Genomic DNA, 24018 nt, shown 5'->3' with positions numbered 1-24018 from the left:
GACGCGGGATGAGTTTCGAAGCGGAGCAGTATGTCGTCGTCCGCAACGCCGAGGAGCAGTACTCGATCTGGGCGGCCGATCGACCGGTGCCGGACGGGTGGCAGGCGGTGGACTTCCGCGGCTCTCGGGAGGAGTGCCTGAGCCACATCGAGAGCGTCTGGACGGACATGCGCCCGGCCAGCCTGCGGACGGCCGGAAGCGCGGCCTGACCGACCGTCGCCGCACCGGCCCGCCGCCACCGGGCGGTGCCGGGGCGGCAGCGGTTCGCCGCAGCCCGTCGCCCGCGAGGTGTCGTCAACCCGGGGTTGACGACAAGGGTGCGTCAACCTATCGTTGACGCATGACCGAACACACGCAGATGAGCAACCCGGTCCGGCTCGACGACCTCATCCAGGCGATCAAGAAGGCGCACACCGACGCCCTCGACCAGCTCGCCGGCGCGGTCGTCGTCGCCGACCACCTCGGCGAGATCGCCGACCACCTGATCGGCCACTTCGTGGACCAGGCGCGGCGTTCCGGCGCCTCGTGGACCGACATCGGGCGGAGCATGGGCGTCAGCAAGCAGGCGGCGCAGAAGCGCTTCGTGCCCAAGGCCACCGAGGCGACGCTGGACCCGCAACAGGGCTTCAGCCGGTTCACCCCGCGCGCCCGCAACACCGTGATGGCCTCGCAGAACGAGGCGCGCGCGAGCGGGCACGCCGAGATCCGCCCCGAGCACGTGCTGCTGGGGCTGCTCAGCGAGCCGGACGCCCTCGCCGCGAGGGCGATCGTCGCGCAGGGCGTACCGCTGGAGCGGGTGCGCGAGGTCGCGACGGCCGCGCTGCCGCCGTCGTCGGCCGAGGTCCCCGACCTGATCCCGTACGACGCGCAGGCCAAGAAGGCGCTGGAGCTGACCTTCCGCGAGGCGCTGCGGCTGGGCCACAACTACATCGGCACCGAGCACATCCTGCTCGCCCTGCTGGAGCTGGAGAACGGCAGCGGGGTGCTCGCCGACCTCGGCGTCGACAAGGCCACCGCCGAGTCGACGCTCGTCGCGGCGGTCGAGGCCGCCGCGACGGGCGCCCAGGGCTGACGGGAGGGTCGACGCTCGTCGCGGCGGTCGGGTGCCGCCGCGACGAGCGTCCGGGGCGCCTCGGCGGCGACGTGCCGGGTCCGGGAGCGCGCCGGACGCCGGTTGCCGCCACGGCGACTCAGGAGGCGGTGGGAAAGCCGTACCGGGCGGCGTGCTCCGGGTCGGCGGGGTCGACCTGGCGGATCCCGGCGTCGGCGAGGCGCTTGTTGACCTCGTCGAGCTGCTCGCGCACCAGCCGGGCCTCCTCCTCGGTGACCCGGCCCCGGTGCGGCTTGCCGGCGTGCTCGATCGTGCCGTAGTCGACCTTCTCGGCGCTCTTGCGGGCCTTCGGCGGGCGGACCCGCTCGGCGGTCCGCAGCAGCTGCGCCATCGGCACGTCGGTGGCCATGGCGTCGAACTCGCTCGCCGTCAGCACCACCCGCCGGGGCTCGTCGCCGCCGTGCCGGTCGTGGATCTCGACCACCGCGACGTCGAGCGCGGCGTCGTCGATGCTCTCCACCTCGGCCGGGGTGGCGTCCAGTTGCACGGGCCCGGCCACCAGGTCAGGGTGTTCCAGGACGACGACGCGGACCACCTCGTCGTGGGGCTGGATGACCGTGCCGGTGAAGTCGGAGACGTGGATCGTCTTCTTGCCCATGCGCGGTGCTTCTCCTGTCGTGGGTCGGGGTTGCGGACCACAAGAAATTACCCGACAGGTGTGCGAAAGCCGCCGCTGGACCGCCCCGGGTGTGTCGTCGCGCCCGGCGGGGCGGTCCGGGTCAGCGCGGGTTGAGGTTGCGGCGGGTGGACGTGCCGGCCGGCAGCTTGTTCAGCTCTCCCCAGGAGAGCGCCTCGGTCCGGGTGGCGCCGCGGTTGCCCCGGTACGGCGGCTGTGCGGGGAACCGTCCGGCGGCCCCGGGCGCGCGCCAGAGCCGCTCGGTCTCCTGCTGGTACCGGTCATTCGGCTGATTCGGCATGACCATTACCGTCCCAAAAAAAGTTGTACATGTATGGAAATGAATATGACGCTCGATCGATGCCTCGGGTTCCCGCGACCGCGCCGGACCTCGGGGCGGCGTCCATCGGCGATGTCCTGCATCTGTACCCGCCCGCCGCGCGCTTGAACCGACGTCGGTGCGTCTGAGGCGCGAAGCCCGGCAATGAGGCCGGCGGGCCCATTGATCGGAACGGTGCGCCGAGCGGCAACCGTCCGGCGTACGGTGATCGGCGGACGGGCCGGGGCGCGGACCGCGCTCGGGCCGAGCGCGGCGAGCGACCCCGGCGGCGTCCGCGCGGGCGGCTGCCGTGGGCCGGCCGCGGGGAAGGTGACTCGATGCTCGACCGGCGGCTCCACCTGCACCTGGCGACCTGGCTGGGCCAGTGGCCGGCGGGCCCGGCGCTGCACGTGGTCGGGTCGCGCCGGCGGGCCCGGCCGGCCTGGGACGGTCGGCTTCGGCCGGCGATCGCGGTCGCGGCCGGGGCGAGCACCGTGCTCTCCGTACCGCCGGACCGGGTGGACGCGGTCCGCGAGCTGGTTCGCCGGCGGGCCGGGCGGTTCCTGCCCGAGTTGCCCGCGACGGTCGGCCAGCCCGGCTGGGCGGTCCACGACGACGTGTTCCGGTGGAGCGTGGCCCCGGCCCCGCTGCCCGACGTGGGGGAGTGGGTGTCCCCGGCCTCGCCGGGGTTGCCGTCCTGGCTCCGGCTCTTCGACCGGCCCGTGCTGGTGGTGCGCGACGAGCGTGGCCGGTACCTGTCCGGGGTGGGGGTGAAGCGACACGACGCGTACGGCCACGAGCTGGCGGTGGGGACGGTGCCGGCGGCGCGGGGGCGGGGGCTGGCCCGGCGGCTGGTCGCGCAGGCGGCCCGGCGGGTGCTCGACGAGGGGGCCGTCCCGACCTACCTGCACGACCGCGCCAACGCGGCCTCCGCGCGGGTCGCCGAGGCGGCCGGTTTCCCCGACCGGGGCTGGCGGTCGTTCGGGGTGTACCCGCCCTGACTCGACGGTGGGGGCGGGGCGCGGACCGTGGATCCCGGGCCGGATCCACGGCCCGCAGCCCTCCCCCAGGTCCCCGTGCCGGCGACGGGCATTGCGGGGCCGGTCGCCGTGTGTGCCGATTACGCTACGTATTGATGGGCTGTTCGGCAAGATGCCGGCGGGCGGTGGGAACTGTCCAGAAGTGGACTTGACCTGGGGCGGAACGTGCCAAGGCGGCGCGGCGGGTCAGTGACGCAGCGTGCGAATGAGGTCGAGCACCTGCCGGGTGACCGGGCGCAGCACCCGCAACCGGGACAGCCCCACCAGCCGGTCGACCAACGGCACCGCGCCGTCGATGAGCTGCCGGGTCTTGGCCTGCTGCGGGGACCGGTCGTGGACCCAGTAGAGGACCACCCCCATGTACGCGAGCCACAGCAGCTCGGGCAGGTGGGGGCGCAGCTCGGCGTCCACCTTCGCGGTCGAGCCGTCGAGGACCTCGGCGAAGAGGTCGACGGCCGCCTGCCTGGGCGCGGACGACTCGGCGGAGAACGGGCTGAGCGGGGACGTCGGCTCCGCCGCCGTCTTGAAGAAGCTCGCCGCGAAGTCGTGCGAGGGGGTGAGCACGTCGATGCCGGCGTGCAGCACCCCGGCGAGCCGGGCGGCGAAGTCGGACTCCCGGTCGAGCACCGGCTGCGCCGCCGCCCGGTGCTGGAGCTGGGCGCGGGCGTAGAACTCCTGGATCAGGTGGTCCTTGGAGCCGAAGTAGTAGTAGGCGTTGCCCACCGCCACCCCGGCCTCCTGGGCGATGGCGCGCATGGTGGTCCGGGCGTACCCCCGCTCCTGGAACAGCCGCATCGCCGTGTCCAGGATGAGCTGCCGCGTCTGCTCGCCCCGGGCGGTGGCCGGCTCACCCGCAGCGGTCGTCGGCGCAGTCTGCTCGGTCATCGGGGTCACCGTATCCCGCCGGGTCGTCGACCGGCTCCGCCCACGGGTCGCGGACGCGTTCGCGTACCGACGCGGCGGCGGCGACGAACCGGCGGGCGAGCGGCAGCAGGTGCGGGCGCGCCAGCCGCTCGGCGGCGCCCCGGTGGTCGGCCAGCGCCCACAGGCAGGCGAACCAGGCGCCGTCGCCCGCGTACACCTCGCCGGTGTCCGCGACCACGGTGAGGTCGCGCAGCGTCGCGTCGGGGTCCAGCTCGGGGAAGCGCCGCCGGGCCTCGGCGGAGCCGGCCGGCACGAACTCCAGGGGTACGAGCTGGGCGCGGGACGCCAGCCAGCGGCGGGCGGCGCGGCAGAGCGGGCAGTGCGCGTCGTAGAGGACGGTGAACCCCCGGATGCCACCGCCCCCGTGCGCGGTGGCATCCGGAACCCCGCCCGTTCCGTCGCCGGGCGGGACGGTCATCGGGCCGGCGGCGTGCCGGGGCCGGCCTCCGGCCCGGGGCCGGTCGGGCCGGCGGGCTGTTGGGTGCCGGTGGGCTGCTGCGTGCCGACGGGCTGGCGTGGGCCGCCGGGCTGCGGGTTGCCGGGGTGGAAGCTGCCGGGGTAGCCGACCGGCTGCGGGCCGGCCGCGGCGGCCGGGTGGGGGCCGCGGGGCGCGGGCTGCATCGGCAGCCGGCCGACCGGGGCGAGCGGCGGATGGGTGGCGAGCTGGCGCAGCCGGCCCCGGCGGTACCGGCCGAGCGCGAAGACGTTGAAGAAGTGCAGCGCGCCCAGCACCAGCAGCACCAGGCCGATCTTGAGGGAGAGCTCCTCCATGGCCTGGGCGGTGGACCCGACCGGGTCGGGGTGCTTCATCGCCACCGTGACGTAGCCGAGGTTGAGCAGGTAGAAGCCGACCACGAGCAGGCTGTTCACCGCCCGGGCCAGCCGCTCGTCGGCGAACACCTCCTCGAGGAAGACCAGCCCGTTGCGGGAGAGCGCCCGGGCCACCCACACGGTCAGCCCGATGCTGACCGCCAGGTAGACCAGGTACATCCAGACCTTGGTGTCCATCGCCGACGCCCTTCTTGAACGTGTTCAAGTTCGTTGCCATGAGCGTAGGGCACTCTTTGAACGCGTTCAAGAGTGGGTGGCGCGATGCCAGGGGTCGGTCATTCCGACGGCGCACCCCGGGCCCGCGCCGTCAAGCCGCCGGCCCGGGCCCGGGGTGCCGCCGCCCGCGTCAGCCGGCCAGGCCGAGCACCTCGGCCGCCGCCCGGCCGTTGGCGTGGCTCGCGCCGTACGTGGTGACGAACGCCCGTACGCCCGCCGGCCGCCACTGGGCCGGCCAGCCCATCTCGACCACGGTCACCGGGTGCGCGGCGGCCAGCGCGGCGATCAGCTCGGGGCCGCCCGGCAGGCGGTGCAGGTGGCGACCGACCAGCACGATCGGCCGGTCCCCGGCGAGCCGGCGCAGGGTCGCCGGCTCGGTCTCGGCCGCGACCACGCGCAGCTCCTCCACGCCGTCGAGGTGCGGGCCGAGGCCCCACGGCACCCGTCCCTCGGCGATGGTCGAGGCGGCGTGCAGCTGCACGACCAGCGGGCGGTCCAGGCCGGACAGCGCACCCTCCACCCGGACGGCCCGCCGTGCCGCGGCGTACCCGAGTTCGGTGGGCGCGGCCGAGGTCGCGCCGGTGGCCCGGGTCCACGCGGCGAGCGTCGCGACGTGGCCGGCCGCCTCCTCGACCCGGGCCCGGTCCAGCCGGCCGTCGGCGAGCGCGCCGACGATCTCCGTGACCACCCGCTCGACCAGCTCGGCGTCGACCTTGGCGCCGATGCAGAGCAGGTCGGCGCCCGCGGCGAGGGCCCGTACGGCGGCGGGGCCCACCCCGCCGGCGGCCACGGCCGCACCCTTCATCTCCAGCGCGTCGGTGATGACGGTGCCGGTGAAGCCGTACTCGCCGCGCAGCAGGTCGACCAGGACCGCCCGGCTGAACGTGGCGGGGCCGTCGCCGGTCAGCGCCGGCACCCGGATGTGCGCGGTCATCACGGCCTGCGCGCCGGCCGCCACGACCGCGGCGAAGGGCGGCAGGTCGCGCTCGCGGAGCACGTCGAGCGGCACGTCCACGGTGGGCAGTTCGTAGTGGGAGTCGGCGACCGTCGCGCCGTGCCCCGGGAAGTGCTTGGCGCAGGCGGCCACCCCGGCGGCCTGGAGACCGGCGACCGCCGCGGCGGAGTGCGCGGCGACCCGCACCGGGTCGGCGCCGAACGAGCGGGTGCCGATGACCGGGTTCTCGTCGGCGGTGTTGACGTCCACGGTCGGCGCGAGGTCGACGGTGATGCCGAGGCCCGCCAGCTCCGTGCCGATGGCCTCGTAGACCCGGCGGGTCAGCGCCACGTCGTCGATCGCGCCGAGTGCGGCGTTGCCCGGGTACGGGCTGCCGGTGGCGTGCGCCAGCCGGGTGACGTCACCGCCCTCCTCGTCGATCGCGATCAGCACGTCCGGCCGGCCCGCGCGCAGGGCGGCGGTGCTCGCCGCCAGCTGCCCCGGGTCGTGGACGTTGGTGCCGAACAGGGTGTGCCCGGCGAGCCCCTCGGCCACCAGGTCGACCGCCCAGTCCGGCGGGACCGGCCCCGGGTACGCGGCGAGCAGCGTGCCGAGCGCGAGCCGGCGCAGTCCTGGATCGAGCCCCACGTGATCTTCCCCTTTCGGTGCCCGAGGGCACGGATGTCGTACCGGCGGCGGTCGGCGACGTACCGGGTCGGCCGAGCGCCCCGGTCCCGGGCGGCCGATACGCTACGGCTACCCGTTTGCAGGTCCGTTTACAGTTAGCAAGGTTTAACAAAACTAGAGGACGTGGCATGAGTTCGACCCGGCTGCCCGGCACCCCCCGCCTGTTGCGGGCGCTCAACGACCGCGCCGCGCTGGAGCTGCTGCTGGAGCAGGGGCCGCTGACCCGGGCCCGGCTCGGCGAGCTGACCGGGTTGTCCAAGGTCACCGCCTCCCAGCTGGTCGAGCGGCTGGAGGAGCGGGGGCTGGTCACCCGGGTCGGCGAGCAGGCCGGCGGGCGGGGACCGAACGCCCAGCTCTATGCCGTGCGGCCGGGCAGCGCGCACGTGGTCGGCGTGGACGTCGGCGCCGACCGGGTGGTCGCGGCCTGCGCGGACATCACCGGCGCCGTGATCGGTCGCGTCGAGCAGTCGACCCGGGACACCGACGACCCGGTCGGGGTCGTGCACAACGCGGTGGTCCAGGCCGCGAGCAGCGCCGGGGCGCAGCTGTCGAGCGTACGGCGGATCGTGCTGGGCACCCCCGGCCTGGTCGACCCGGGCACCGGCGACATCACCTTCGCCTTCAACCTGCCACGCTGGCACAGCGGTCTGCTCGCCGCGCTCCGGGAGGACCTGCACACCCCGGTGGTCTTCGAGAACGACGTCAACCTGGCGGCGGTCGCCGAGGCGCAGTCGGGCGCGGCCCAGGGGCTGACGGACTTCGTCCTGGTCTGGGTCGGCGCGGGCGTCGGCCTGGCGATCGTGCTGGGCGGCCGGCTGCACCACGGCAGCAGCGGCGCCGCGGGCGAGATCGGTTACCTGCCGGTGCCCGGGGCGCCCATCCCGCGCGACGTCTCCCGCCGGGCGAAGCCCGCGTTCCAGCAGCTGATCGGCGCGGAGGCGGTCCGCGAGCTGGCCCGGGCGCACGGCTACCCGGACGACAGCGGCGCCTCCGCCGTGCGGGCCGCGGTCGCCGACGGCACGGCCGGCGGCCCGATGCTCGACGAGGTGGCCCGCCGGCTGGCGCTCGGCGTGGCGAGCACCTGCGTGGTGCTGGACCCGCCGCTGGTGGTGCTCGCCGGTGAGGTCGGCCAGGCCGGCGGGGCGGCGCTGGCGGAGCGGGTGCAGCACGAGGTCGCGGCGATCACCCTGGTCCGGCCCCGGGTGGTGCCCACCGGCCTGACCGAGGAGCCGATCCTGCGCGGCGCGCTGCGCACGGCGCTGGACGCGGTCCGCGACGAGGTCTTCGGCTCGACGATCGGCTGACCGCCGGCGACGGGGCGGCGCGGCGTCGGCCGGCCCGGGCGCGGCGTGCGGGCCACCGACCGGATGCTCGGCGGACCCCGCCGGGCCGGGCCGGCGGGGTCGGGGCCGGCCGCGCGTCATGTGAAGGAATATTTCATCACCAGCCCGGGTGCTGCAAGGTCTTGCCGCACCCGGGCGCGGTGTCGCCGCAGGTCACATCAGGTCGCGTCGACGGAACACGGTGAAGGCGGCCGCCGTCAACGCCCCGGTCAGCCCGAGCAGCAGGACGAGCGACGGCTGCCAGGTCAGCGTGTACAGGCCGGTGCAGGAATCGGAGAACCCGAACCCGGTGGCACACGCCTGGGCGTCCCAGAACTCGACCTTGCCGTTCAGCAAGGCGGCCACGTAGCTGGAGAGCATGTACAGGTCCACCTTGACGACGTCCAGGATCTCCATCACCAGCCGGGCCCCCAGCTCCCACACCACCAGGTAGCCGGCGACCGCGCCGAGCGCCGCGGACGTGTGCCGGCCCAGGGTGGCGATGGCGAACCCCATCGCGGTGACCAGCAGCACCAGCACCATGCCGCATCCCCAGGTCGCGCCCAGCGACCGCCAGAACTCCCCGTCGAGCCGCCCGGGGCGCCCGGCGAGCTGGGCGATCAGCCAGAACGCCCCGAGGTAGGCCACCGAGGCGACCAGCGACAGCAGCGCCGTCGCGCCGAGCAGCGTGCCCAGCTTGGCGCCGAGCACCGTCAGCCGCCGGGGCCGCCAGAGCAGCAGGTTGACCACCCCGCCGGAGTTCAGGTCGGCGCCGATGTAGGAGGCGCCGACCAGGAAGCCGAAGAGCACCAGGAAGGCGACGAGGAAGTAGAGCAGCGGCCGGGCCTCCTCGGCGAAGGTGAACACCCCCGTCAGGAAGTCGGCGGCCACCGGGGCCCGTTCCATCCGGGCCGGGTCGACCTCGCTGCAGTCGTCCGGGATGTACTCCTGCACCTCGTCCACCCGGATGGCGCCGCGCTGCCGGTCCAGGCAGAGCTGGTGGGTGCGCTCCAGCTCGCTGCGCGCCGCGGCGGCCTGCTGCTCGGCGTCGAGGATCTCCTGGGCGGTGGGCCGGTGGGAGCCGGCGAGGGTGGTCGCCGCGGTGACGCCGAACGCGAGCACCAGCAGGACGACCATGAGCTGCACGAAGCGCCGGGCACCCAGGCGCTCCAGCTCGGCACGGACCAGGTTCACGCGTCCACTCCGCTCGCGTCGAGGTCGATCACCGGTTCCCGGGGCCCCTGGTCGGGCAGCACCGAGTCGTCCACCTGACGGGGGACCGTCGGGTGCGCCGCCGTGCCGGTCAGTTCGAGGAAGACGCTCTCCAGGTCGGGCCGCAGCGGGGTCAGCTCGCGCACCCACAGGCCCGCCTCACCCAGCGTGCGGCTGACCGTGGCGGCGTCGTCCACGTCGCCCACCACCAGGTGGTCGTCGTGCCCGGTCACCGCCAGCCCCGCCGCCGTCAGCAGCTCGGCGGCCCGCTCCGGGTCGTCCACCCGCACCAGCAGCTCGTGCCGGTCGAAGCCGGCCAGCACCTCGTCGACCCGCCCGGCGGCTACCCGCCGGCCCCGCGAGATGATCGTCACGTGGTCGCAGATCAGCTGGATCTCGGCCAGGATGTGGCTGGAGACCAGCACGGTCACGCCGGCCTCGGCCAGCGAGCGCATCAGGTCGCGCATCTCCCGGATGCCGGCCGGGTCCAGCCCGTTCGCCGGCTCGTCGAGGATCAGCAGCTCCGGGTCCTTGAGCAGGGCCGAGGCCACCGCCAGGCGCTGCTTCATGCCCAGCGAGTAGCCCTTGACCCGCTCGTCGCCCCGGTCCCGCAGGCCCACCTGCTCCAGCACCTCGTCGACCCGGGCGACCGGCACGCCGCCGGCCCGGGCGAGCAGGCGCAGGGTGCGGTGCCCGGTGAAGTTGCCGAAGAACTGCGGGCTCTCCACGATCGCCCCGACCCGCCCGGCCACCTGGGGCAGCTGCTCCGGCGAGGTCCGTCCCAGCACCGTCATCCGGCCGGCGTCGGCGCGTACCAGCCCGAGCAGGGCGCGCAGCGTGGTGGTCTTGCCCGACCCGTTGGGGCCGAGGAAGCCGTGGATCTGGCCGGACTCCACCAGCAGGTCGAAACCGTCGACCGCCACCCGGCGCCCCTGCCGCAGGCTGCGGAAGGTCTTGCGCAGACCCTCGATCTCGATGACCGCGCTCACCAGCGCGGCTCCGTGTTCCGACCGGGCATGGACCGTCCTTCGAGTGTGGTGACCAACGACACGGCGCCTCACCCTACGACCGGGGCGCCGCCCGTGGGGGGCGCCGCGGCGCTGCGTGGTTGGATGGTCGGGTGACTGGTGACCTGATCCCCGGCGCCGGCGGCGCCGCAGCCGCGCCCGCGCCCGTGGACGCGGATCTGGTGGTCAGCCTCGACGGCGTCGGCGTACGCCGGTCCGGCACGGCGCTGTTGCACGACCTGGACTGGCGGGTCGAGCTGGACGAGCGCTGGGTGGTGCTCGGCCCGAACGGCGCCGGGAAGACGACACTGCTCAACCTCGCCGCCGGGCGGCTGCACCCGACCACCGGCACCGCCCACGTGCTCGGCGAGCGCATCGGCCGCACCGACGTCAACGAGCTGCGCACGCGCATCGGGCTCTCCACCGCCGCGCTCGCCGAGCGGGTGCCCGCCGACGAGCGGGTCAGCGACGTGGTCGTGACGGCCGCCTGGTCGGTGCTGGGGCGCTGGCGGGAGAGCTACGACAGCGGCGACGAGGCCCGCGCCCGCGCGCTGCTGAGCCAGCTCGGCATCGGCGGCCTCGCCGACCGCGCCTACGGCACGCTGTCCGAGGGGGAGCGCAAGCGGGTGCAGATCGCCCGCGCGCTGATGACGGACCCGGAGCTGCTGCTGCTCGACGAGCCCGCGGCCGGGCTCGACCTGGGCGGGCGGGAGGACCTGGTGGCCCGGCTGGCCGAGCTGGCGTACGACCCGGACGCCCCGGCGCTGGTGCTGGTCACCCACCACGTGGAGGAGATCCCGCCCGGCTTCACCCACGCGCTCCTGCTGCGCGACGGCCAGGTGGTGGCCCAGGGGCTGCTCGGTGACACCCTCACCGGGGACAACCTCTCCAAGACCTTCGGGCTGCCGCTGGTGGTCGAGCGCTCCGGCGACCGGTACACCGCCCGCGCCGCCTGAGGCGCCAGGAGGAGGTCGGCGTGCGGCAGACCAGGGTCGTCGTGGTGGGCAGCGCCAACATGGACCTGGTGGGCACCGCCCCCGCCCTGCCCCGGCCGGGGGAGACCCTGCTCGGCACCGGCTTCGTCATGGTGCCCGGCGGCAAGGGCGCCAACCAGGCCATCGCCGCGGCCCGCGCCGGCGCCTCCTGCGCCTTTCTCGGGGCGATCGGCTCCGACGCGTTCGGCGTCACCCTGCGGGCCCGGATCGCCGCCGCCGGCGTCGACACCGACCAGCTCCGCACGACGTACGGCACGTCGGGGGTGGCGCTGGTGATGGTCAACGCCGAGGGCGAGAACGCCATCCTCGTCACCCCGGGCGCGAACGCCTCGATGACCCACCTCACCGAGCCCGAGCTGGCGGCCGTACGCACTGCGGACGTGCTGCTCGCCCAGCTGGAGATCCCGGTCGGCACGGTGACCCGGGCGGCGGCCGTCGCCCGGGCGGCCGGCAGCCTGGTGGTGCTCAACGCCGCGCCGGCCGTGCCGGTGCCCCCGGAGCTGCTCGCGGCGACGGATCTGCTGGTGGTCAACGAGACCGAGGCGCAGGCGCTGACCGGGCGCGGTAGGGACGATCCGTCGGCCCTGCTCGACCTGGTGCCCCGGGCGGTGCTCACGCTCGGCGCGCAGGGCGCCTGGTACGGCGACCGGGACGGTACGGCGGTGCACGTGCCGGCGGTCAAGGTCGACGTGGTGGACTCCACGGCGACCGGGGACGCCTTCACCGCCGCCCTCGCGGTCGCCTGGGGCGAGGGCCGGGACCTCGTCGACGCGGTGCGTTGGGCGGCGGCGGCCGGGGCGGCCTGCGCCCGCCGGCTCGGCGCCTCCTCGGCCCTGCCCAGCCGGGCCGAGATCGAGGAGCTCTACACGCCCGCCTGATCTGGCCCGGGCGGATCGGCGCCGACCGGGCCCCGGTGAACGGGGCCGTGGCCGCCCCGCCCTGGGCCGAGCCGCTGACCGCCGCTCACGCCTCCGCGTCGTCGCTGAGCTTCTCGCCCCGGCGGCGGAGCATGCCCAACCCCGGGATGCCGGCGACGGCGAGCTTCAGGTCGCGGGTGACGTCGAGCAGGTCGTGCAGGTCCGGGCCGACCCGGTCCAGGGTGGCCAGGATCGGCAGGATGTCCGCCGTCAGGTGCTGCTTGAGCTTGGGCAGTTCGTCGACGAGCCGGATCGCGGCGGTCACCTCCTCGTGGCTGAGCTGCTCGACGAAGCGGTTCGCCATGGGCGCCGCCCGGCGCAACGCCGGCTCGTACGCCGTCAGCAGCTCGGCGGCCGTGGCGGCCGCCTCCGCCGCGGTGCCCACGGCGCCGGCCGCCCGACCGGCCACCGACTCGGCCTCCCTGACCACCACGGACGCGGCGGCGGTCACCTCGGTCGCCGTCCCGATGGCGGCGGTCGCGGCGGCGCTGATCACGGGCACCTCCCGCACCGCGGCGTCGGCGTCGGCGAGCACCTGGTCGGTCCGGTCGAGCGTCTGCTCGACCCGGTCCACCATGCCGTCGACCCGGCCCACCGTGGCGTCGACCCGGTCCACCATGCCGTCGACCCGCTCCACCATGCCGTCGATCCGGTCCACCACCCCGTTGATCCGGGTCAGCAGCGCCTCCACGGAGTCCAGCACGGCGAACGCGCGGGCCGGCACGGCGGCGAACGAGGCCGCCGAGCCGAGGGCCTGGTCGAGGGCGGAGCGGGTCAGACCGACGACCGCGGCGGGCCGGGGGAGGGGAATCACCATGGCACCAAGTGTGCGTCGCCCGCGCCCGAACCGCCGGGCGGCACAACGCGACCCCCGGGCGGCGCCCCAGGGCGAGCCTCCGGGCGGCGCCCCGGGTCAGGACTCCGTGTGCTGCTCGACCGCGCGCTGGACCGCCCGGTAGATCTGCCCGAACCGCAGCGCGTCCGGCGTGCGTAGCAGCAGCACCTCGCGGCCGTGGTGCTGCACCCAGAGTTCGTGCACCTTGCTGCCCCGCTCGTACGAGCGGTCGAGCCAGCCGAGCGGGATCTCCAGGAACGGGGCCAGGGCCAGCGCGCCGACCACGCACGCGGCGAGGATGACCAGTGCCAGCTGCCACTCGCCCCGGTCCTGCGCCGACCAGGCCAGCGCGAGCACGCAGACCACCGCGATCAGCGGGGGCAGCGAGAGGAGCAGGACCAGGACGCCGCGACCCAGCACCCGGCCGCGTACCGCCAGCGTCTTCGGCCCCTGCGCGTGCCAGACGTACGTCACGTCGGCGATCGCGACGGCGTGGCCTCCGGCCCGGATCGACTCCGAGGTCACCTGCACCGCGTCGTCCCGGTAATAGAGGGTCATCACTAAGCCTAACCGCTGCGCCGCGTCTGTGGCCGGCCGAAGTGGACGGTGCCCGGTGCGGCCGGGCTCCGGCGCGGGAGTGGTCGGGTCCACGCTGTCGAGCTGCCCCGCGGATAGGACCGCCTCCGGTCGTCCGCGACGGCTGCCCCCGCCCCATCCGTAGGGGCAGCTCGACAGCGGCGGCGAGGCGACGCCACCCCATCGACGCCATCCCGTCGACGTCACCCCGTCGACCGACGCCGCGCGCGTCCGTCACCAAGGAACCTGTCCGAGGTGCGCGCGGTGGCCGCCGAGGACGTGCAGATCCACGGCTCCGGCCAGCAGGTGCGGGGGCGGCACTTCGTCGAGCAGGCCGTCGCGTCGCCCGGGCTGACCGTGCTCGACCAACGGACCCACGCACTCTTCGCCGCCGGCCGCGTCGTGGTCTCGCTGGCGCAGACCTACCGGCGCGACGCCACCGGGGAGGCCGCGGTGCAGGGCGCCAGCAAGATGCGCCGGCTGGCGGAGGGGCGGATCGTGCAGCTCTGGGGCGAGCAGGATCTCCACGGGCTGGTGCGCGGCCTCGCCATGCTGCCGGCCGAGCCGATCGACTCTCAGCGACGGCGGGGCGTCACCGGCTGGCCGGCCTCCACCGCCCGCTGCACCGCCCGGTAGATCTGCCCGAAGCGCAGCGCGTCGCCGGTGCACAGCAGCCGCACCGGCTGGCCGCGCCAGCGGGCCCAGATCTCCAGTTGCCGGCTGCCCCGCGCGTACGAGCGGTCCAGGTGCTCGAAGAGGAAGTCGGCGACCGGCCCGACCGCGAGCCCGACGAGCACCGAGGCCCCGACGATGGCGACGGTGACGGTGAGGGAGCGGTCCAGCTTGAGCGCCAGCGCGATGCCGAGCGCGGCGGCCACCAGGGGGCCGGCCAGCGCCGCGCCGATCGCGCCCCGGCCGGCGAGCACCCGCCAGGACCGGCTGCCGCGCCGGTGCCAGACCATGCTGATGTCGGTCAGCCGGAACGTGCGGCCGTCCACGCGGACGGCGGTGGACGTGATCTGGACCGACCTGTCGTCGTAATACGTGATCATGGCGGTACTCCCGGTGGCGGGCCTGACACCACACTACTTTCCCCGACGGCCCGCGCCGTAAGGTTGGCTCGCGACTTCGACGAGGAAGTGAGGGCCAGCGTGGGCGAGTTCGTGCGGCTGGAGACCAAGGACGGCATCGGCACCATCCGGCTGGAGCGGCCGCCGATGAACGCGCTGAACACCCAGGTGCAGGAGGAGTTGCGCGCCGCGGCCGCGGCGGCCACCGCGGACCCGGGTGTCCGCGCCGTCATCGTGTACGGCGGGGAGAAGGTCTTCGCCGCCGGCGCGGACATCAAGGAGATGGCCGACATGTCCTACGTGGACATGGCGGAGCGGGCGGCCGACCTGTCCAGCGCGCTCGGCGCGATCGCCCGGATCCCGAAGCCGGTCGTCGCCGCGATCACCGGTTACGCGCTGGGCGGCGGCTGCGAGCTGGCGCTGGCGTGCGACTGGCGGGTCGTCGCCGAGGACGCGAAGCTCGGCCAGCCGGAGATCAAGCTCGGCATCATCCCCGGCGCGGGCGGTACCCAGCGGCTGGCCCGCCTGGTCGGCCCGGCCCGCGCCAAGGACCTGATCATGTCCGGCCGGATGGTGGACGCCCACGAGGCGCTGCGGATCGGGCTGGCCGACCGGGTGGCCCCGGCCGCCGAGGTCTACGACGCCGCGGTCGAGTTGGTGCGCCCGTACCTCACCGGCCCGGTGCAGGCCCTGCGCGCCGCGAAGCTCGCGGTCGACGGCGGCCTGGACATGGACCTCAACTCCGGCCTGGCGTGGGAGAGCCAGCTCTTCGCGGCGCTCTTCGCCACCGACGACCGGCGCGAGGGCATGGCGGCGTTCGTGGCCAAGCGCAAGCCGGACTTCACCGGCCGCTGACCGGCGCTGGGCCGGCGGTGCGCCCGCCGGCCCAGTGGCTCGCCGACCGTGAGGCGTCCACCACCGACGTGGACCCTTCACGCGCCGAGCCGAGGACGGTTCACATTCCGCCTACCGGTGAGTAGCGTGTGACTCCGGTCATGCGGACGAAGGGACAGCGGCGATGACGGAGCGGATCGAAGGTCACGGCGGGGAGCTCGCGCTCGCGGCGCTGCGCGCGTACGGGGTGCGGGAGATGTTCACCCTCTCCGGCGGGCACGTCTTCCCGCTCTACGACGCCGCGCACAAGACCGGCTTCCCCCTCTACGACGTCCGGCACGAGCAGTCGGCGGTCTTCGCCGCCGAGGCGGTGGCGAAGCTCCAGCGCCGCCCCGGCCTCGCCGTGCTCACCGCCGGCCCCGGCGTCACCAACGGCATCTCCGGGCTGACCAGCGCCTACTTCAACGCCTCGCCGGTGCTGGTGCTCGGTGGTCGCGCCCCGCAGTTCCGCTGGGGCTCCGGCAGTCTCCAGGAGATGGACCACCTGCCGCTGGTCGCCCCGGTCACCAAGCACGCCGAGACGGTGTTCAGCCCCGACGACATCCCGCGCGCGGTGACCGCGGCGCTGACCACCGCGCTCACCCCGCACCGGGGCCCGGTCTTCCTCGACTTCCCCCTGGAGGCGGTCTTCTCGGTCGCCGACGCCGAGCTGCCCGCCCTGCCGGGCATCGCGCCCGTCGAGCCCGACCCCGACGAGGTGGCGAAGGCGGCCACCCTGATCGCCGCCGCGAGCCGCCCGGTGATCATCGCCGGCTCCGACGTCTACGCCGGGGACGCGGTCGACGCCCTGCGGGCCGCCGCCGAGGCGCTCCAGGTGCCGGTCTTCACCAACGGGATGGGCCGGGGCGCGCTGCCGCCCGAGCACCCGCTCGCCTTCGCCAAGGCCCGCCGGGTGGCGCTCAAGGGCGCCGACGTGGTCGTGGTGATCGGCACCCCGCTGGACTTCCGGCTCGGCTTCGGCGACTTCGGCGACGCGAAGGTGGTGCACGTCGTCGACGCGCCCAGCCAGCGGGCCGGGCACGTCCAGCCGGCCGCCGCCCCCGCCGGCGACCTCCGGCTGGTCCTCACCGCCTTCGCCGACCACCCCGGCGACCGGGCCGACCACGCCGACTGGATCGCCGGGCTGCGCACCGCCGAGGACGCCGCGAAGGCCCGCGACGCCGAGGAGATGGCCGCCGAGACCGACCCGATCCGGCCCGCCCGGGTCTACGGCGAGCTGCGCCGGGTCCTGGCCCGCGACGCCATCACGATCGGCGACGGCGGCGACTTCGTCTCGTACGCCGGCCGCTACCTGGAGCCCGCGCAGCCCGGCACCTGGCTCGACCCGGGCCCGTACGGCTGCCTCGGCACCGGCATGGGCTACGCGATGGGGGCCCGGGTCAGCCACCCGGACCGGCAGATCTGCGTGCTGATGGGCGACGGCGCGGCCGGCTTCTCGCTGATGGACGTGGAGTCCCTCGCCCGGCAGAAGCTGCCCGTGGTGATCGTGGTCGGCAACAACGGCATCTGGGGCCTGGAGAAGCACCCCATGCGCGCCATGTACGGCTACGACGTCGCCGCCGACCTCCAGCCGGAGCTGCGCTACGACCAGGTGGTGAGCGCCCTCGGCGGCGCGGGCGAGACGGTGGCGAAGGCCGCCGACCTCGGGCCGGCCCTGCAGCGCGCCTTCGACGCCGGCGTGCCGTACCTGGTGAACGTGATCACCGACCCGGCCGACGCGTACCCCCGCTCGTCGAACCTGGCCTGAACCCCCGCCCGCCGCCGTCGCCGCACCCCGGCGACGGCGGCGGGCGCGTTTCACCACCAGCTAAATCAGGGGCACGGCAGCGCCTGTCGCCGTAACGTCAGCCCCGGGCCGGCGGAGTGTCAGGGACGCCGGTCATGGCGGTTCGACCAGCGGAAACGACAGGAGTTGCGATGGATCACGCGATCCGCGCGGAGGGGCTGGTGCGCCGGTTCGGCGACACCACCGCCCTCGCCGGTGTTGACCTGGCCGTCCCCACCGGCACGGTCTTCGGCCTGCTCGGTCCCAACGGGGCCGGCAAGACCACCACGGTCCGGGTGCTCGCCACCCTGCTGCGCGCCGACGAGGGGCGCGCCACGGTCGGCGGCTTCGACGTGGTGCGCGACGCCCACCGGGTGCGCCAGCTCATCGGCCTGACCGGCCAGTACGCCTCGGTCGACGAGACGCTCACCGGGGCGGAGAACCTGCTGCTCATCGGCCGGCTGCTCGGCTCCTCCCGGGCCGACGCCAGGGCCCGCGCCCGGCAGCTGCTCGCCGACTTCCACCTCAGCGACGCCGCCGACCGGCCGGCCAAGACCTACTCCGGCGGCATGCGCCGCCGGCTCGACCTCGCCGCCAGCCTGGTCGGCCGGCCGCAGGTGCTCTTCCTCGACGAGCCGACCACCGGCCTCGACCCGCGCAGCCGCAACGAGCTGTGGGACATCGTGCGCGGCCTGGTCTCCGACGGGGTGACGGTGCTGCTCACCACGCAGTACCTGGAGGAGGCCGACCAGCTCGCCGGCGAGATCGCCGTCGTCGACCACGGCCGGGTGATCGCGCAGGGCACGCCCGAGGAACTGAAGGCCAGGACCGGCGGTCAGGTGCTCGCCGTCCGGCCCGCGGACGCCGCCGACCTGCCGACCGTGGTGGCCATCGCCGGCGAGGTGGTCCACGCCACCCCGGAGGTGGCCCAGAGCACCGTCACCGTGCCGGTGAACGACCCGGCCGTGCTGCCCGCCGTGGTGGGCCGCCTCGACGCCGCCGGCATCGCGGTCGCCGAGCTGGCCCTGCGCGGCTCCAGCCTGGACGAGGTGTTCCTCCAGCTGACCGGGCACCGCGCCGACGCCGACGCCCCTTCCGGGGCCGACCTGGAGAGGACCCCGGCATGACCGCCGCCACCCTGACCGCACCGGTCGCGCCGGGGCGCCGGCTCGGCCCCGCCGCCGGGCTGCGGCACACCTTGACCCTGGCCTGGCGCAGCCTGGTGCAGATCAAGCACAACCCGATGGAGCTGCTCGACCTGAGCATCCAGCCGGTGATGTTCGTGCTGCTGTTCACGTACGTGTTCGGCGGGGCGATCTCCGGCTCGCCCGGGGACTACCTGACCTTCGCGCTGCCGGGCATCATCGTGCAGAACGCCTTCTTCGCCACCATGACCACCGGGTTCGGGCTGAACAACGACCTCACCAAGGGCGTGTTCGACCGGCTCCGCTCGCTGCCCATCGCCCGCTGGGCGCCGCTGGCCGGGCGGATCCTCGCCGACACGGTCAAGCAGGCCTGGTCGGTGTCGCTGCTCGTCGGCGTCGGCGTGATCCTCGGCTTCCGCCTGGGCAACGGCCTGCCCGGCCTGCTCGGGGCGTTCGCCCTGCTGCTCGCGTTCTCGCTGGCCGCGTCGTGGATCTCGGTGCTGGTCGGCGTGCTCGTCAACGAGCCGGAGAAGGTGCAGATCTTCGGCTTCATGGTGATCTTCCCGCTGACCTTCACCAGCAACGCGTTCGTGCCGACCGAGACCATGCCCGGCTGGCTCCAGTCCTGGGTCGAGGTCAACCCGGTCACCATCCTGGCCGACGCGCTGCGCGGCCTGCTGGTCGGCGGGCCGGTGGCCGTGCCGGTGGTGCAGTCGCTGCTCTGGGCGGCCGTCCTCGCGGCGATCTTCGCCCCGCTCGCCGTGCGCGGGCTCCGGCGCCGGGTGTGACCCGCGGGCCGGCCGACGGCTAGACCTCGGGTCGGTCCTCTTCACGTGGCGGCTCGCCCTCGCGTCGGCGCAGGTCGTCCTCGCGTCGGCGCAGGTCCTCCTCCCAGCGGGTGAACAGCTCCTGGTCCTCCCGCCGGGAGCGCTCGCCGAGCGAGCGGAGGAACTCGGGGTCGTCGTCCGGGGCGACCGGGCGGGGCCGCTCGCGGGCCGGCAGGATCCGGCCCGTCGACGGCGCCCCGCCGGGCCGGCCCGGGGTGCGCTCGCGCCCGGCGGCGAACCAGGCGAGGGAGCCGAGCAGCGGGAAGAACAGGATGATCAGCACCCAGGCGATCCGGGGCAGGGCCTTGATCTCGCCCTCCTCGGCGGAGAGGCAGCTGATCAGCGCGCAGACCGCGAGGACGATCTGCACCACGAAGAGGAGGACGTACAACCGGGCCATGTGTCAATGATGGCGCACCGGGTCCCGTCAACCCAGCCCGCGCGCCGCCAGGAGCGCGCCGAGCAGCGCGTAGCCGGCGGTGGCCAGGGCGACCAGGGGCAGCGCCCGCCCGTAGCGGGCGGCCGGGCCGACGCCGGTCGCCCGCCACCAGCAGACCGCCAGCGCCGCGCCCCAGCCGAGCACGGCCAGCCCGGCGACGAGCGCGCCGAGCGTCCCGCCGGCGGGCGGGCCGGTGAGCGCCAGCCGCACGGTCAGCACCATGACCACCGTGAGCGCCAGCGCCGTGCGCCGCCAGGCCAGCCGGGTCCGCTCGGGTTGCAGCCCGGGGTCGCGCGCCGGCCGGCCCGGCGGCGTCCGCTGCGCGCCGGCGCTCACCGGCCGCCGACCGCCCGGGCCAGCACCGCCACCACCAGCAGCAGCGCGCCGAGGCCGACGGCGAGGGCGAGCACCGCCGGGAAGCGGGAGGCCGGCAGTTCCTCGCCGAGCCGGATCGCCCGCTCCGTACGCGCCCAGTGGTCGACCGCCCGGACCGCCACCGTTCCGCCGAGCAGCAGCAGCGCGACGGCGATCACCTCACGCAGGTGCGCCAGCGGCAGCGGCGGCAGGAACTGGGCGGCGGCGAGCCCACCCGCGACCAGCGCCAGCCCCGTACGCAGCCAGGCCAGGAAGGTCCGCTCGTTGGCCAGCGAGAACCGGTAGTCGGGGGTGCTGCCGACCGAGCGCAGTTCGCGCGGGTCGAACCATCGCCTGATCGCCTGCCACACGTGCCGATTATCCGCTTCCGTCCGGTCGTAGCCTGGAGCAGTGACGGATCTTGACGCGACGACGCTGCGGAACGCGTACGACCACCAGTTGCGGGCGTCGGTGCCCGACCCGCTGCCGGCGGGGGTGACCGTGGACCGGGACGGCCCGCTGGTCCGCATCGTCGGCCTCGACCACGGCGGCTTCCTCACCTACCGCGATCTCGACGGGCTGACCGGCGCGGCGCTGGACGGGCTGATCGCCCGGCAGGTGGAGTTCTTCCGGGCGCGCGGCGAGTCGGTGGAGTGGAAGTGGCACGGCCACGACGAGCCGGCGGACCTGCCGGAGCGGTTGCGCGCCGCCGGGTTCGTGCCGGAGGAGCCGGAGACCGTCGTGATCGGCCCGGTCGCGCCGCTCGCGGCCGCGCTCCCGGTCGTCCCCGAGGGCGTACGCCTGCGCGAGGTGACCAGCCGCGCGGACCTGGACCGGATCGTGGCGATGGAGGAGGCGGTCTGGAACGCCGACCGCAGCCACCTGGCCACCGGGCTGGAGAAGGAGATCGCGGCGGACCCGCAGTCGATCACGGTGGTGGTGGCCGAGGCGGGCGACGAGGTGGTGAGCGCGGGTTGGGTGCGCTACGTGCCGGGAACCGGGTTCGCCACCCTGTGGGGCGGCTCGACCCTCGCCCCGTGGCGCCGCCGGGGCATCTACCGGGCGCTGGTCACCTACCGGGCCCGGCTCGCCGCCCAGCGCGACCGGACGCTGCTCCAGGTGGACGCCTCCGACGAGAGCCGGCCGATCCTCCAGCGGCTCGGCCTCGTCCCGGTCACGACGACCATCCCGTACGTCTACACTCCGTGATCATGGAGCAGCGGTTGACGGCCGAGGAGCGGCTGACCCTCAAGACGGGCGCGTTCGGGGCGGTGTTCCTGGTGGCCAACGCCGATCCGGGGATGCTCGCCCTGTTCCGGGAGAGCTTCGCCGCCTCCGCCGCGATGGCCGACACGAGTGGGATCGTGAAGGAGGCGCTGACCACCGGGCCGCTGCCGAAGCTGCCCCGGGACTCGGCGCTGGAGATCGAGGCGGTGGTGCTGCCGGCGCTGGGCCGCTCCGTCGAGGTCCTGCGCGAGAAGTCGCCGCAGGACGTGGCGGTCTACCGCGAGGTGGTGCTGTCCGCCGCCGAGCGGGTGGCCGGGGCGCACCGGGGGGTGGCTCCGGCCGAGGCGGCGGTCATCGAGCGGATCAGGGGCGCGCTGGCTCAGTCGGCGTGAGCCGGTCCGCCGGCGCGGGCGTGCGCCGGCCCGGCGACCAGAGCGCCCGGACGGTGGCGCGTACGCACCGGTCGCGGACCCGGCCGCAGGCGCAGCGGTACGCCTCGGGGCGCGCCCGGCGACAGGGGCGCCGCGGCGGGTCGTGCGGCGTGGCGCTGGAAGATTCTGACATTTCGCGACACCTCCCGATTTGCCAGATTACCCGCCCGGCGGCCTGCCGTGAGCTGTGTCACCCTGAGGTCGCCGGAGCTCGATGCTACTGGCAGGTAACATTGCGCCGTGGGCAACTGCACAGCAGCCCGTGGTTGACCGATCGTTAAGTCACGCGGGAGGCTGCGCCCGTGACCGGGCGAGTGATCGCTACACCAAACAGGAGGGTCGTCGAAGCGCGATGAACATCGTCGTACTCGTCAAGCAGGTGCCCGATTCGGGCGCGGACCGCAACCTGCGCACTGACGACAACACCGTCGACCGCGGTTCGGCGAACAACGTCATCAACGAGATGGACGAGTACGCCATCGAAGAGGCGTTGAAGATCAAGGAGGCCCACGGCGGCGAGGTCACCGTCCTGACCATGGGTCCGGAGCGGGCGACCGAGTCGATCCGCAAGGCGCTCTCCATGGGCCCCGACAAGGCCGTGCACGTCGTGGACGAGGCCCTGCACGGGTCCTGCGCCGTGGCCACCTCGAAGGTGCTCGCCGCCGCGCTCGGCCAGCTGAACGCCGACCTGGTGCTCTGCGGCGCCGAGTCGACCGACGGCCGGGTGCAGGTGATGCCGCACATGATCGCCGAGCGGCTGGGCGTCGCGGCGCTGACCGGCGCCCGCAAGCTCACCGTCGACGGCGCCACCCTGACCGTCGAGCGGCAGACCGAGGAGGGCTACGAGGTGGTCACCGCCGCCACCCCCGCCGTGGTCTCCGTCTGGGACACCATCAACGAGCCGCGCTACCCGTCCTTCAAGGGCATCATGGCCGCGAAGAAGAAGCCGGTGCAGACGCTCTCCCTGGGTGACCTCGGCGTCGCCCCGGCCGAGGTGGGCTTCGAGGGCGCGACCAGCGCCGTGCTGGAGCACACCAAGCGCCCGCCGCGCTCCGGCGGCGCGAAGATCACCGACGAGGGCGACGGCGGCGTCAAGCTGGTCGAGTTCCTCGCCACCGAGAAGTTCGTGTGAGAGGTCTGGACATGTCTGAGGTTCTCGTCGTCGTCGAAGCCACCCGGGAATTCGGCGTCAAGAAGGTCACCCTGGAGATGCTCACCCTCGCCCGCGAGCTGGGCACGGCGAGCGCGGTCGTGCTCGGCGGCCCCGGCGCCGCCGAGGCGCTGAGCGCCAAGCTGGGCGAGTACGGCGCGGAGAAGATCTACGCCGCCGAGGGTGACGACATCGACGGCTACCTGGTGGCCCCCAAGGCCACCGTCGTGGCCGAGCTGGTCAAGCGGGTGCAGCCCGCGGCCGTGCTGCTCGCCTCGTCCCAGGAGGGCAAGGAGATCGCCGCCCGCCTGGCCGTCAAGCTGGACAACGGCATCCTGACCGACGTGGTCGACCTGGCCGCCGACGGCACCGCCACCCAGGTGGCCTTCGCCGGCTCGACCATCGTCAAGTCCAAGGTCACCCGCGGCCTGCCGCTGGTCACCGTCCGGCCGAACTCGGTCAACCCGACCCCGGCGGCCGCCACCCCGGCCGTCGAGCAGCTCACCGTGTCGGTCACCGACGCCGACAAGCTGGCCAGGGTCGTCGACCGCGTCGCCGAGCAGAAGGGCTCCCGCCCCGAGCTCACCGAGGCCGGCGTCGTCGTCTCCGGCGGTCGCGGCGTCGGCAACGCCGACAACTTCAAGCTGGTCGAGGAACTGGCCGACCTGCTCGGCGGCGCCGTCGGCGCGTCCCGCGCGGCCGTCGACTCCGGCTTCTACCCGCACCAGTTCCAGGTGGGCCAGACCGGCAAGACCGTCTCCCCGCAGCTCTACGTCGCGCTCGGCATCTCCGGTGCCATCCAGCACCGGGCCGGCATGCAGACCTCGAAGACCATCGTCGCGGTCAACAAGGACGGCGAGGCGCCGATCTTCGAGCTGGCCGACTTCGGCGTGGTGGGCGACCTGTTCAAGGTCGTCCCGCAGGCCGCGGAGGAGATCCGCAAGCGCAGGTGAGCTGACGCCCGCCCGCACCCGGGCCGGGAACCGCGCGGCGGTTCCCGGCCCGTCGCTGTCCGGCCCCGACCGGGAAGGATCGGGACCGACGACGCCATCGGGCACGGCCTGACCGCGGGTGGGGAGCTGATCGGCGGGCCGGGGAGCTGAGCCGGCCCGCCGATCAGCCCGTCAGGGGCCCTCGGCACGCTCTCGCGGGGGCCGTGGGCTGTCGGACGCCT

29 protein-coding genes are annotated in these 24018 nt (G+C 74.6%); 15 read left to right on the top strand and 14 right to left on the bottom strand.

Going from position 1 to position 24018, the window contains the following annotated elements:
* The first annotated feature begins 8 nt into the window (after window positions 1-8).
* Together AB0G14_RS14105 and AB0G14_RS14100 are read left to right on the top strand one after the other, a co-directional pair.
* The gene (locus tag AB0G14_RS14105) at window positions 9-209 is read left to right on the top strand and encodes an MbtH family NRPS accessory protein (RefSeq protein WP_357697210.1); all 201 of its coding nucleotides are present in this window, start codon (window positions 9-11) and stop codon (window positions 207-209) included.
* Between the two features lie 131 nt (window positions 210-340).
* On the top strand, window positions 341-1072 hold the full coding sequence (locus AB0G14_RS14100; RefSeq protein WP_357697208.1) for a Clp protease N-terminal domain-containing protein: 732 nt from the start codon (window positions 341-343) through the stop codon (window positions 1070-1072).
* A gap of 118 nt (window positions 1073-1190) precedes the next feature.
* On the opposite strand, the gene AB0G14_RS14095 is transcribed toward AB0G14_RS14100, so the two are convergent.
* A complete protein-coding gene (locus tag AB0G14_RS14095; RefSeq protein ID WP_357697205.1) occupies window positions 1191-1709 on the bottom strand; it encodes a hypothetical protein in 519 nt (172 codons plus the stop codon).
* Window positions 1710-1830: 121 nt separating this feature from the next.
* Window positions 1831-2028 (bottom strand): DNA repair protein, encoded by a 198-nt coding sequence (locus AB0G14_RS14090; protein WP_357697203.1) that lies wholly within the window; start codon window positions 2026-2028, stop codon window positions 1831-1833.
* A gap of 356 nt (window positions 2029-2384) precedes the next feature.
* Between AB0G14_RS14090 and AB0G14_RS14085 the strand changes: the two genes are divergently transcribed.
* Complete coding sequence (locus AB0G14_RS14085) at window positions 2385-3047, top strand: GNAT family N-acetyltransferase (protein WP_357697201.1); 663 nt, start codon at window positions 2385-2387, stop codon at window positions 3045-3047.
* Window positions 3048-3272: 225 nt separating this feature from the next.
* Here the strand turns inward: AB0G14_RS14085 and AB0G14_RS14080 are convergent, their stop codons facing one another.
* From AB0G14_RS14080 to AB0G14_RS14065, 4 genes are all read right to left on the bottom strand, one after another.
* Window positions 3273-3971 carry a TetR family transcriptional regulator gene (locus tag AB0G14_RS14080; protein WP_357697199.1) on the bottom strand — a complete coding sequence of 233 codons (699 nt, stop codon included), beginning with the start codon at window positions 3969-3971 and terminating at the stop codon, window positions 3273-3275.
* Window positions 3934-4428: a DCC1-like thiol-disulfide oxidoreductase family protein gene (locus tag AB0G14_RS14075; protein WP_357697196.1), complete on the bottom strand. Its 495-nt coding sequence runs from the start codon at window positions 4426-4428 to the stop codon at window positions 3934-3936. The genes AB0G14_RS14080 and AB0G14_RS14075 overlap by 38 nt, the downstream gene beginning before the upstream one ends.
* Window positions 4425-5018 (bottom strand): hypothetical protein, encoded by a 594-nt coding sequence (locus AB0G14_RS14070; protein ID WP_357697194.1) that lies wholly within the window; start codon window positions 5016-5018, stop codon window positions 4425-4427. The genes AB0G14_RS14075 and AB0G14_RS14070 overlap by 4 nt, the downstream gene beginning before the upstream one ends.
* Before the next feature lie 169 nt (window positions 5019-5187).
* Entirely contained in the window at window positions 5188-6639 is a 1452-nt protein-coding gene (locus AB0G14_RS14065; RefSeq protein WP_357697192.1) for a glycoside hydrolase family 3 N-terminal domain-containing protein, read from the bottom strand.
* Between the two features lie 167 nt (window positions 6640-6806).
* Between AB0G14_RS14065 and AB0G14_RS14060 the strand changes: the two genes are divergently transcribed.
* On the top strand, window positions 6807-7982 hold the full coding sequence (locus tag AB0G14_RS14060; RefSeq protein WP_357697190.1) for an ROK family transcriptional regulator: 1176 nt from the start codon (window positions 6807-6809) through the stop codon (window positions 7980-7982).
* 192 nt (window positions 7983-8174) lie between these two features.
* Here the strand turns inward: AB0G14_RS14060 and AB0G14_RS14055 are convergent, their stop codons facing one another.
* Both AB0G14_RS14055 and AB0G14_RS14050 read right to left on the bottom strand, forming a co-directional pair.
* Entirely contained in the window at window positions 8175-9194 is a 1020-nt protein-coding gene (locus AB0G14_RS14055) for an ABC transporter permease subunit (RefSeq protein ID WP_357697188.1), read from the bottom strand.
* Window positions 9191-10201 carry an ABC transporter ATP-binding protein gene (locus AB0G14_RS14050; protein WP_357697186.1) on the bottom strand — a complete coding sequence of 337 codons (1011 nt, stop codon included), beginning with the start codon at window positions 10199-10201 and terminating at the stop codon, window positions 9191-9193. Before AB0G14_RS14050 ends, AB0G14_RS14055 begins: the two co-directional genes overlap by 4 nt.
* A gap of 131 nt (window positions 10202-10332) precedes the next feature.
* Here AB0G14_RS14050 and AB0G14_RS14045 point away from each other — a divergent pair, with 131 nt between their 5' ends.
* Complete coding sequence (locus tag AB0G14_RS14045) at window positions 10333-11175, top strand: ABC transporter ATP-binding protein (RefSeq protein ID WP_350704664.1); 843 nt, start codon at window positions 10333-10335, stop codon at window positions 11173-11175.
* Window positions 11176-11195: 20 nt separating this feature from the next.
* Complete coding sequence (locus AB0G14_RS14040) at window positions 11196-12092, top strand: ribokinase (RefSeq protein WP_357697183.1); 897 nt, start codon at window positions 11196-11198, stop codon at window positions 12090-12092.
* An 85-nt stretch (window positions 12093-12177) separates the two neighbouring features.
* On the opposite strand, the gene AB0G14_RS14035 is transcribed toward AB0G14_RS14040, so the two are convergent.
* Both AB0G14_RS14035 and AB0G14_RS14030 read right to left on the bottom strand, forming a co-directional pair.
* Entirely contained in the window at window positions 12178-12948 is a 771-nt protein-coding gene (locus AB0G14_RS14035; protein ID WP_357697181.1) for a hypothetical protein, read from the bottom strand.
* A gap of 96 nt (window positions 12949-13044) precedes the next feature.
* Entirely contained in the window at window positions 13045-13524 is a 480-nt protein-coding gene (locus AB0G14_RS14030) for a DUF6232 family protein (protein ID WP_357697179.1), read from the bottom strand.
* A gap of 282 nt (window positions 13525-13806) precedes the next feature.
* Between AB0G14_RS14030 and AB0G14_RS14025 the strand changes: the two genes are divergently transcribed.
* The gene (locus AB0G14_RS14025) at window positions 13807-14178 is read left to right on the top strand and encodes a hypothetical protein (protein WP_357697177.1); all 372 of its coding nucleotides are present in this window, start codon (window positions 13807-13809) and stop codon (window positions 14176-14178) included.
* Here AB0G14_RS14025 and AB0G14_RS14020 read toward each other — a convergent pair.
* Window positions 14118-14594: a DUF6232 family protein gene (locus AB0G14_RS14020; protein ID WP_357697175.1), complete on the bottom strand. Its 477-nt coding sequence runs from the start codon at window positions 14592-14594 to the stop codon at window positions 14118-14120. The genes AB0G14_RS14025 and AB0G14_RS14020 overlap by 61 nt on opposite strands.
* A 99-nt stretch (window positions 14595-14693) precedes the next feature.
* Here AB0G14_RS14020 and AB0G14_RS14015 point away from each other — a divergent pair, with 99 nt between their 5' ends.
* The 4 genes from AB0G14_RS14015 (at window position 14694) to AB0G14_RS14000 (ending at window position 19204) form a co-directional block, all read left to right on the top strand.
* Window positions 14694-15467, top strand: coding sequence for an enoyl-CoA hydratase-related protein (locus tag AB0G14_RS14015; protein WP_357697173.1), 774 nt, complete (start codon window positions 14694-14696; stop codon window positions 15465-15467).
* Between the two features lie 163 nt (window positions 15468-15630).
* A complete protein-coding gene (locus AB0G14_RS14010; protein WP_357697171.1) occupies window positions 15631-17253 on the top strand; it encodes an acetolactate synthase in 1623 nt (540 codons plus the stop codon).
* 170 nt (window positions 17254-17423) lie between these two features.
* The gene (locus tag AB0G14_RS14005; protein WP_357697169.1) at window positions 17424-18398 is read left to right on the top strand and encodes an ATP-binding cassette domain-containing protein; all 975 of its coding nucleotides are present in this window, start codon (window positions 17424-17426) and stop codon (window positions 18396-18398) included.
* Window positions 18395-19204 (top strand): ABC transporter permease, encoded by an 810-nt coding sequence (locus tag AB0G14_RS14000; RefSeq protein WP_350704681.1) that lies wholly within the window; start codon window positions 18395-18397, stop codon window positions 19202-19204. Before AB0G14_RS14005 ends, AB0G14_RS14000 begins: the two co-directional genes overlap by 4 nt.
* A gap of 19 nt (window positions 19205-19223) precedes the next feature.
* Here AB0G14_RS14000 and AB0G14_RS13995 read toward each other — a convergent pair whose 3' ends face one another.
* Genes AB0G14_RS13995 through AB0G14_RS13985 form a run of 3 tightly spaced genes read right to left on the bottom strand, consistent with a single transcriptional unit; the run spans window position 19224 to window position 20407 of the window.
* Complete coding sequence (locus tag AB0G14_RS13995; protein ID WP_357453652.1) at window positions 19224-19643, bottom strand: PLD nuclease N-terminal domain-containing protein; 420 nt, start codon at window positions 19641-19643, stop codon at window positions 19224-19226.
* Window positions 19644-19670: 27 nt separating this feature from the next.
* Window positions 19671-20018, bottom strand: coding sequence for a DUF202 domain-containing protein (locus AB0G14_RS13990; protein ID WP_357697166.1), 348 nt, complete (start codon window positions 20016-20018; stop codon window positions 19671-19673).
* Complete coding sequence (locus AB0G14_RS13985) at window positions 20015-20407, bottom strand: DUF202 domain-containing protein (RefSeq protein ID WP_357697163.1); 393 nt, start codon at window positions 20405-20407, stop codon at window positions 20015-20017. The genes AB0G14_RS13990 and AB0G14_RS13985 overlap by 4 nt, the downstream gene beginning before the upstream one ends.
* 40 nt (window positions 20408-20447) lie before the next feature.
* Between AB0G14_RS13985 and AB0G14_RS13980 the strand changes: the two genes are divergently transcribed.
* The 4 genes from AB0G14_RS13980 (at window position 20448) to AB0G14_RS13965 (ending at window position 23797) form a co-directional block, all read left to right on the top strand.
* On the top strand, window positions 20448-21245 hold the full coding sequence (locus tag AB0G14_RS13980; RefSeq protein ID WP_357697161.1) for a GNAT family N-acetyltransferase: 798 nt from the start codon (window positions 20448-20450) through the stop codon (window positions 21243-21245).
* Between the two features lie 2 nt (window positions 21246-21247).
* Window positions 21248-21655: a hypothetical protein gene (locus tag AB0G14_RS13975; protein WP_357697159.1), complete on the top strand. Its 408-nt coding sequence runs from the start codon at window positions 21248-21250 to the stop codon at window positions 21653-21655.
* Between the two features lie 391 nt (window positions 21656-22046).
* Window positions 22047-22826, top strand: coding sequence for an electron transfer flavoprotein subunit beta/FixA family protein (locus AB0G14_RS13970; protein WP_357697157.1), 780 nt, complete (start codon window positions 22047-22049; stop codon window positions 22824-22826).
* 11 nt (window positions 22827-22837) lie between these two features.
* Complete coding sequence (locus AB0G14_RS13965) at window positions 22838-23797, top strand: electron transfer flavoprotein subunit alpha/FixB family protein (protein ID WP_357697154.1); 960 nt, start codon at window positions 22838-22840, stop codon at window positions 23795-23797.
* Window positions 23798-24018 lie beyond the last annotated feature (221 nt).

Origin of the sequence: Micromonospora sp. NPDC023814 (genome assembly GCF_040639595.1) — a bacterium.
In the GTDB taxonomy this organism is placed as follows: Bacteria; Actinomycetota; Actinomycetes; order Mycobacteriales; family Micromonosporaceae; genus Micromonospora.
The sequence above is the reverse complement of the archived record's forward strand: the minus strand, read 5'-3'. Positions and strand labels throughout refer to the sequence as shown.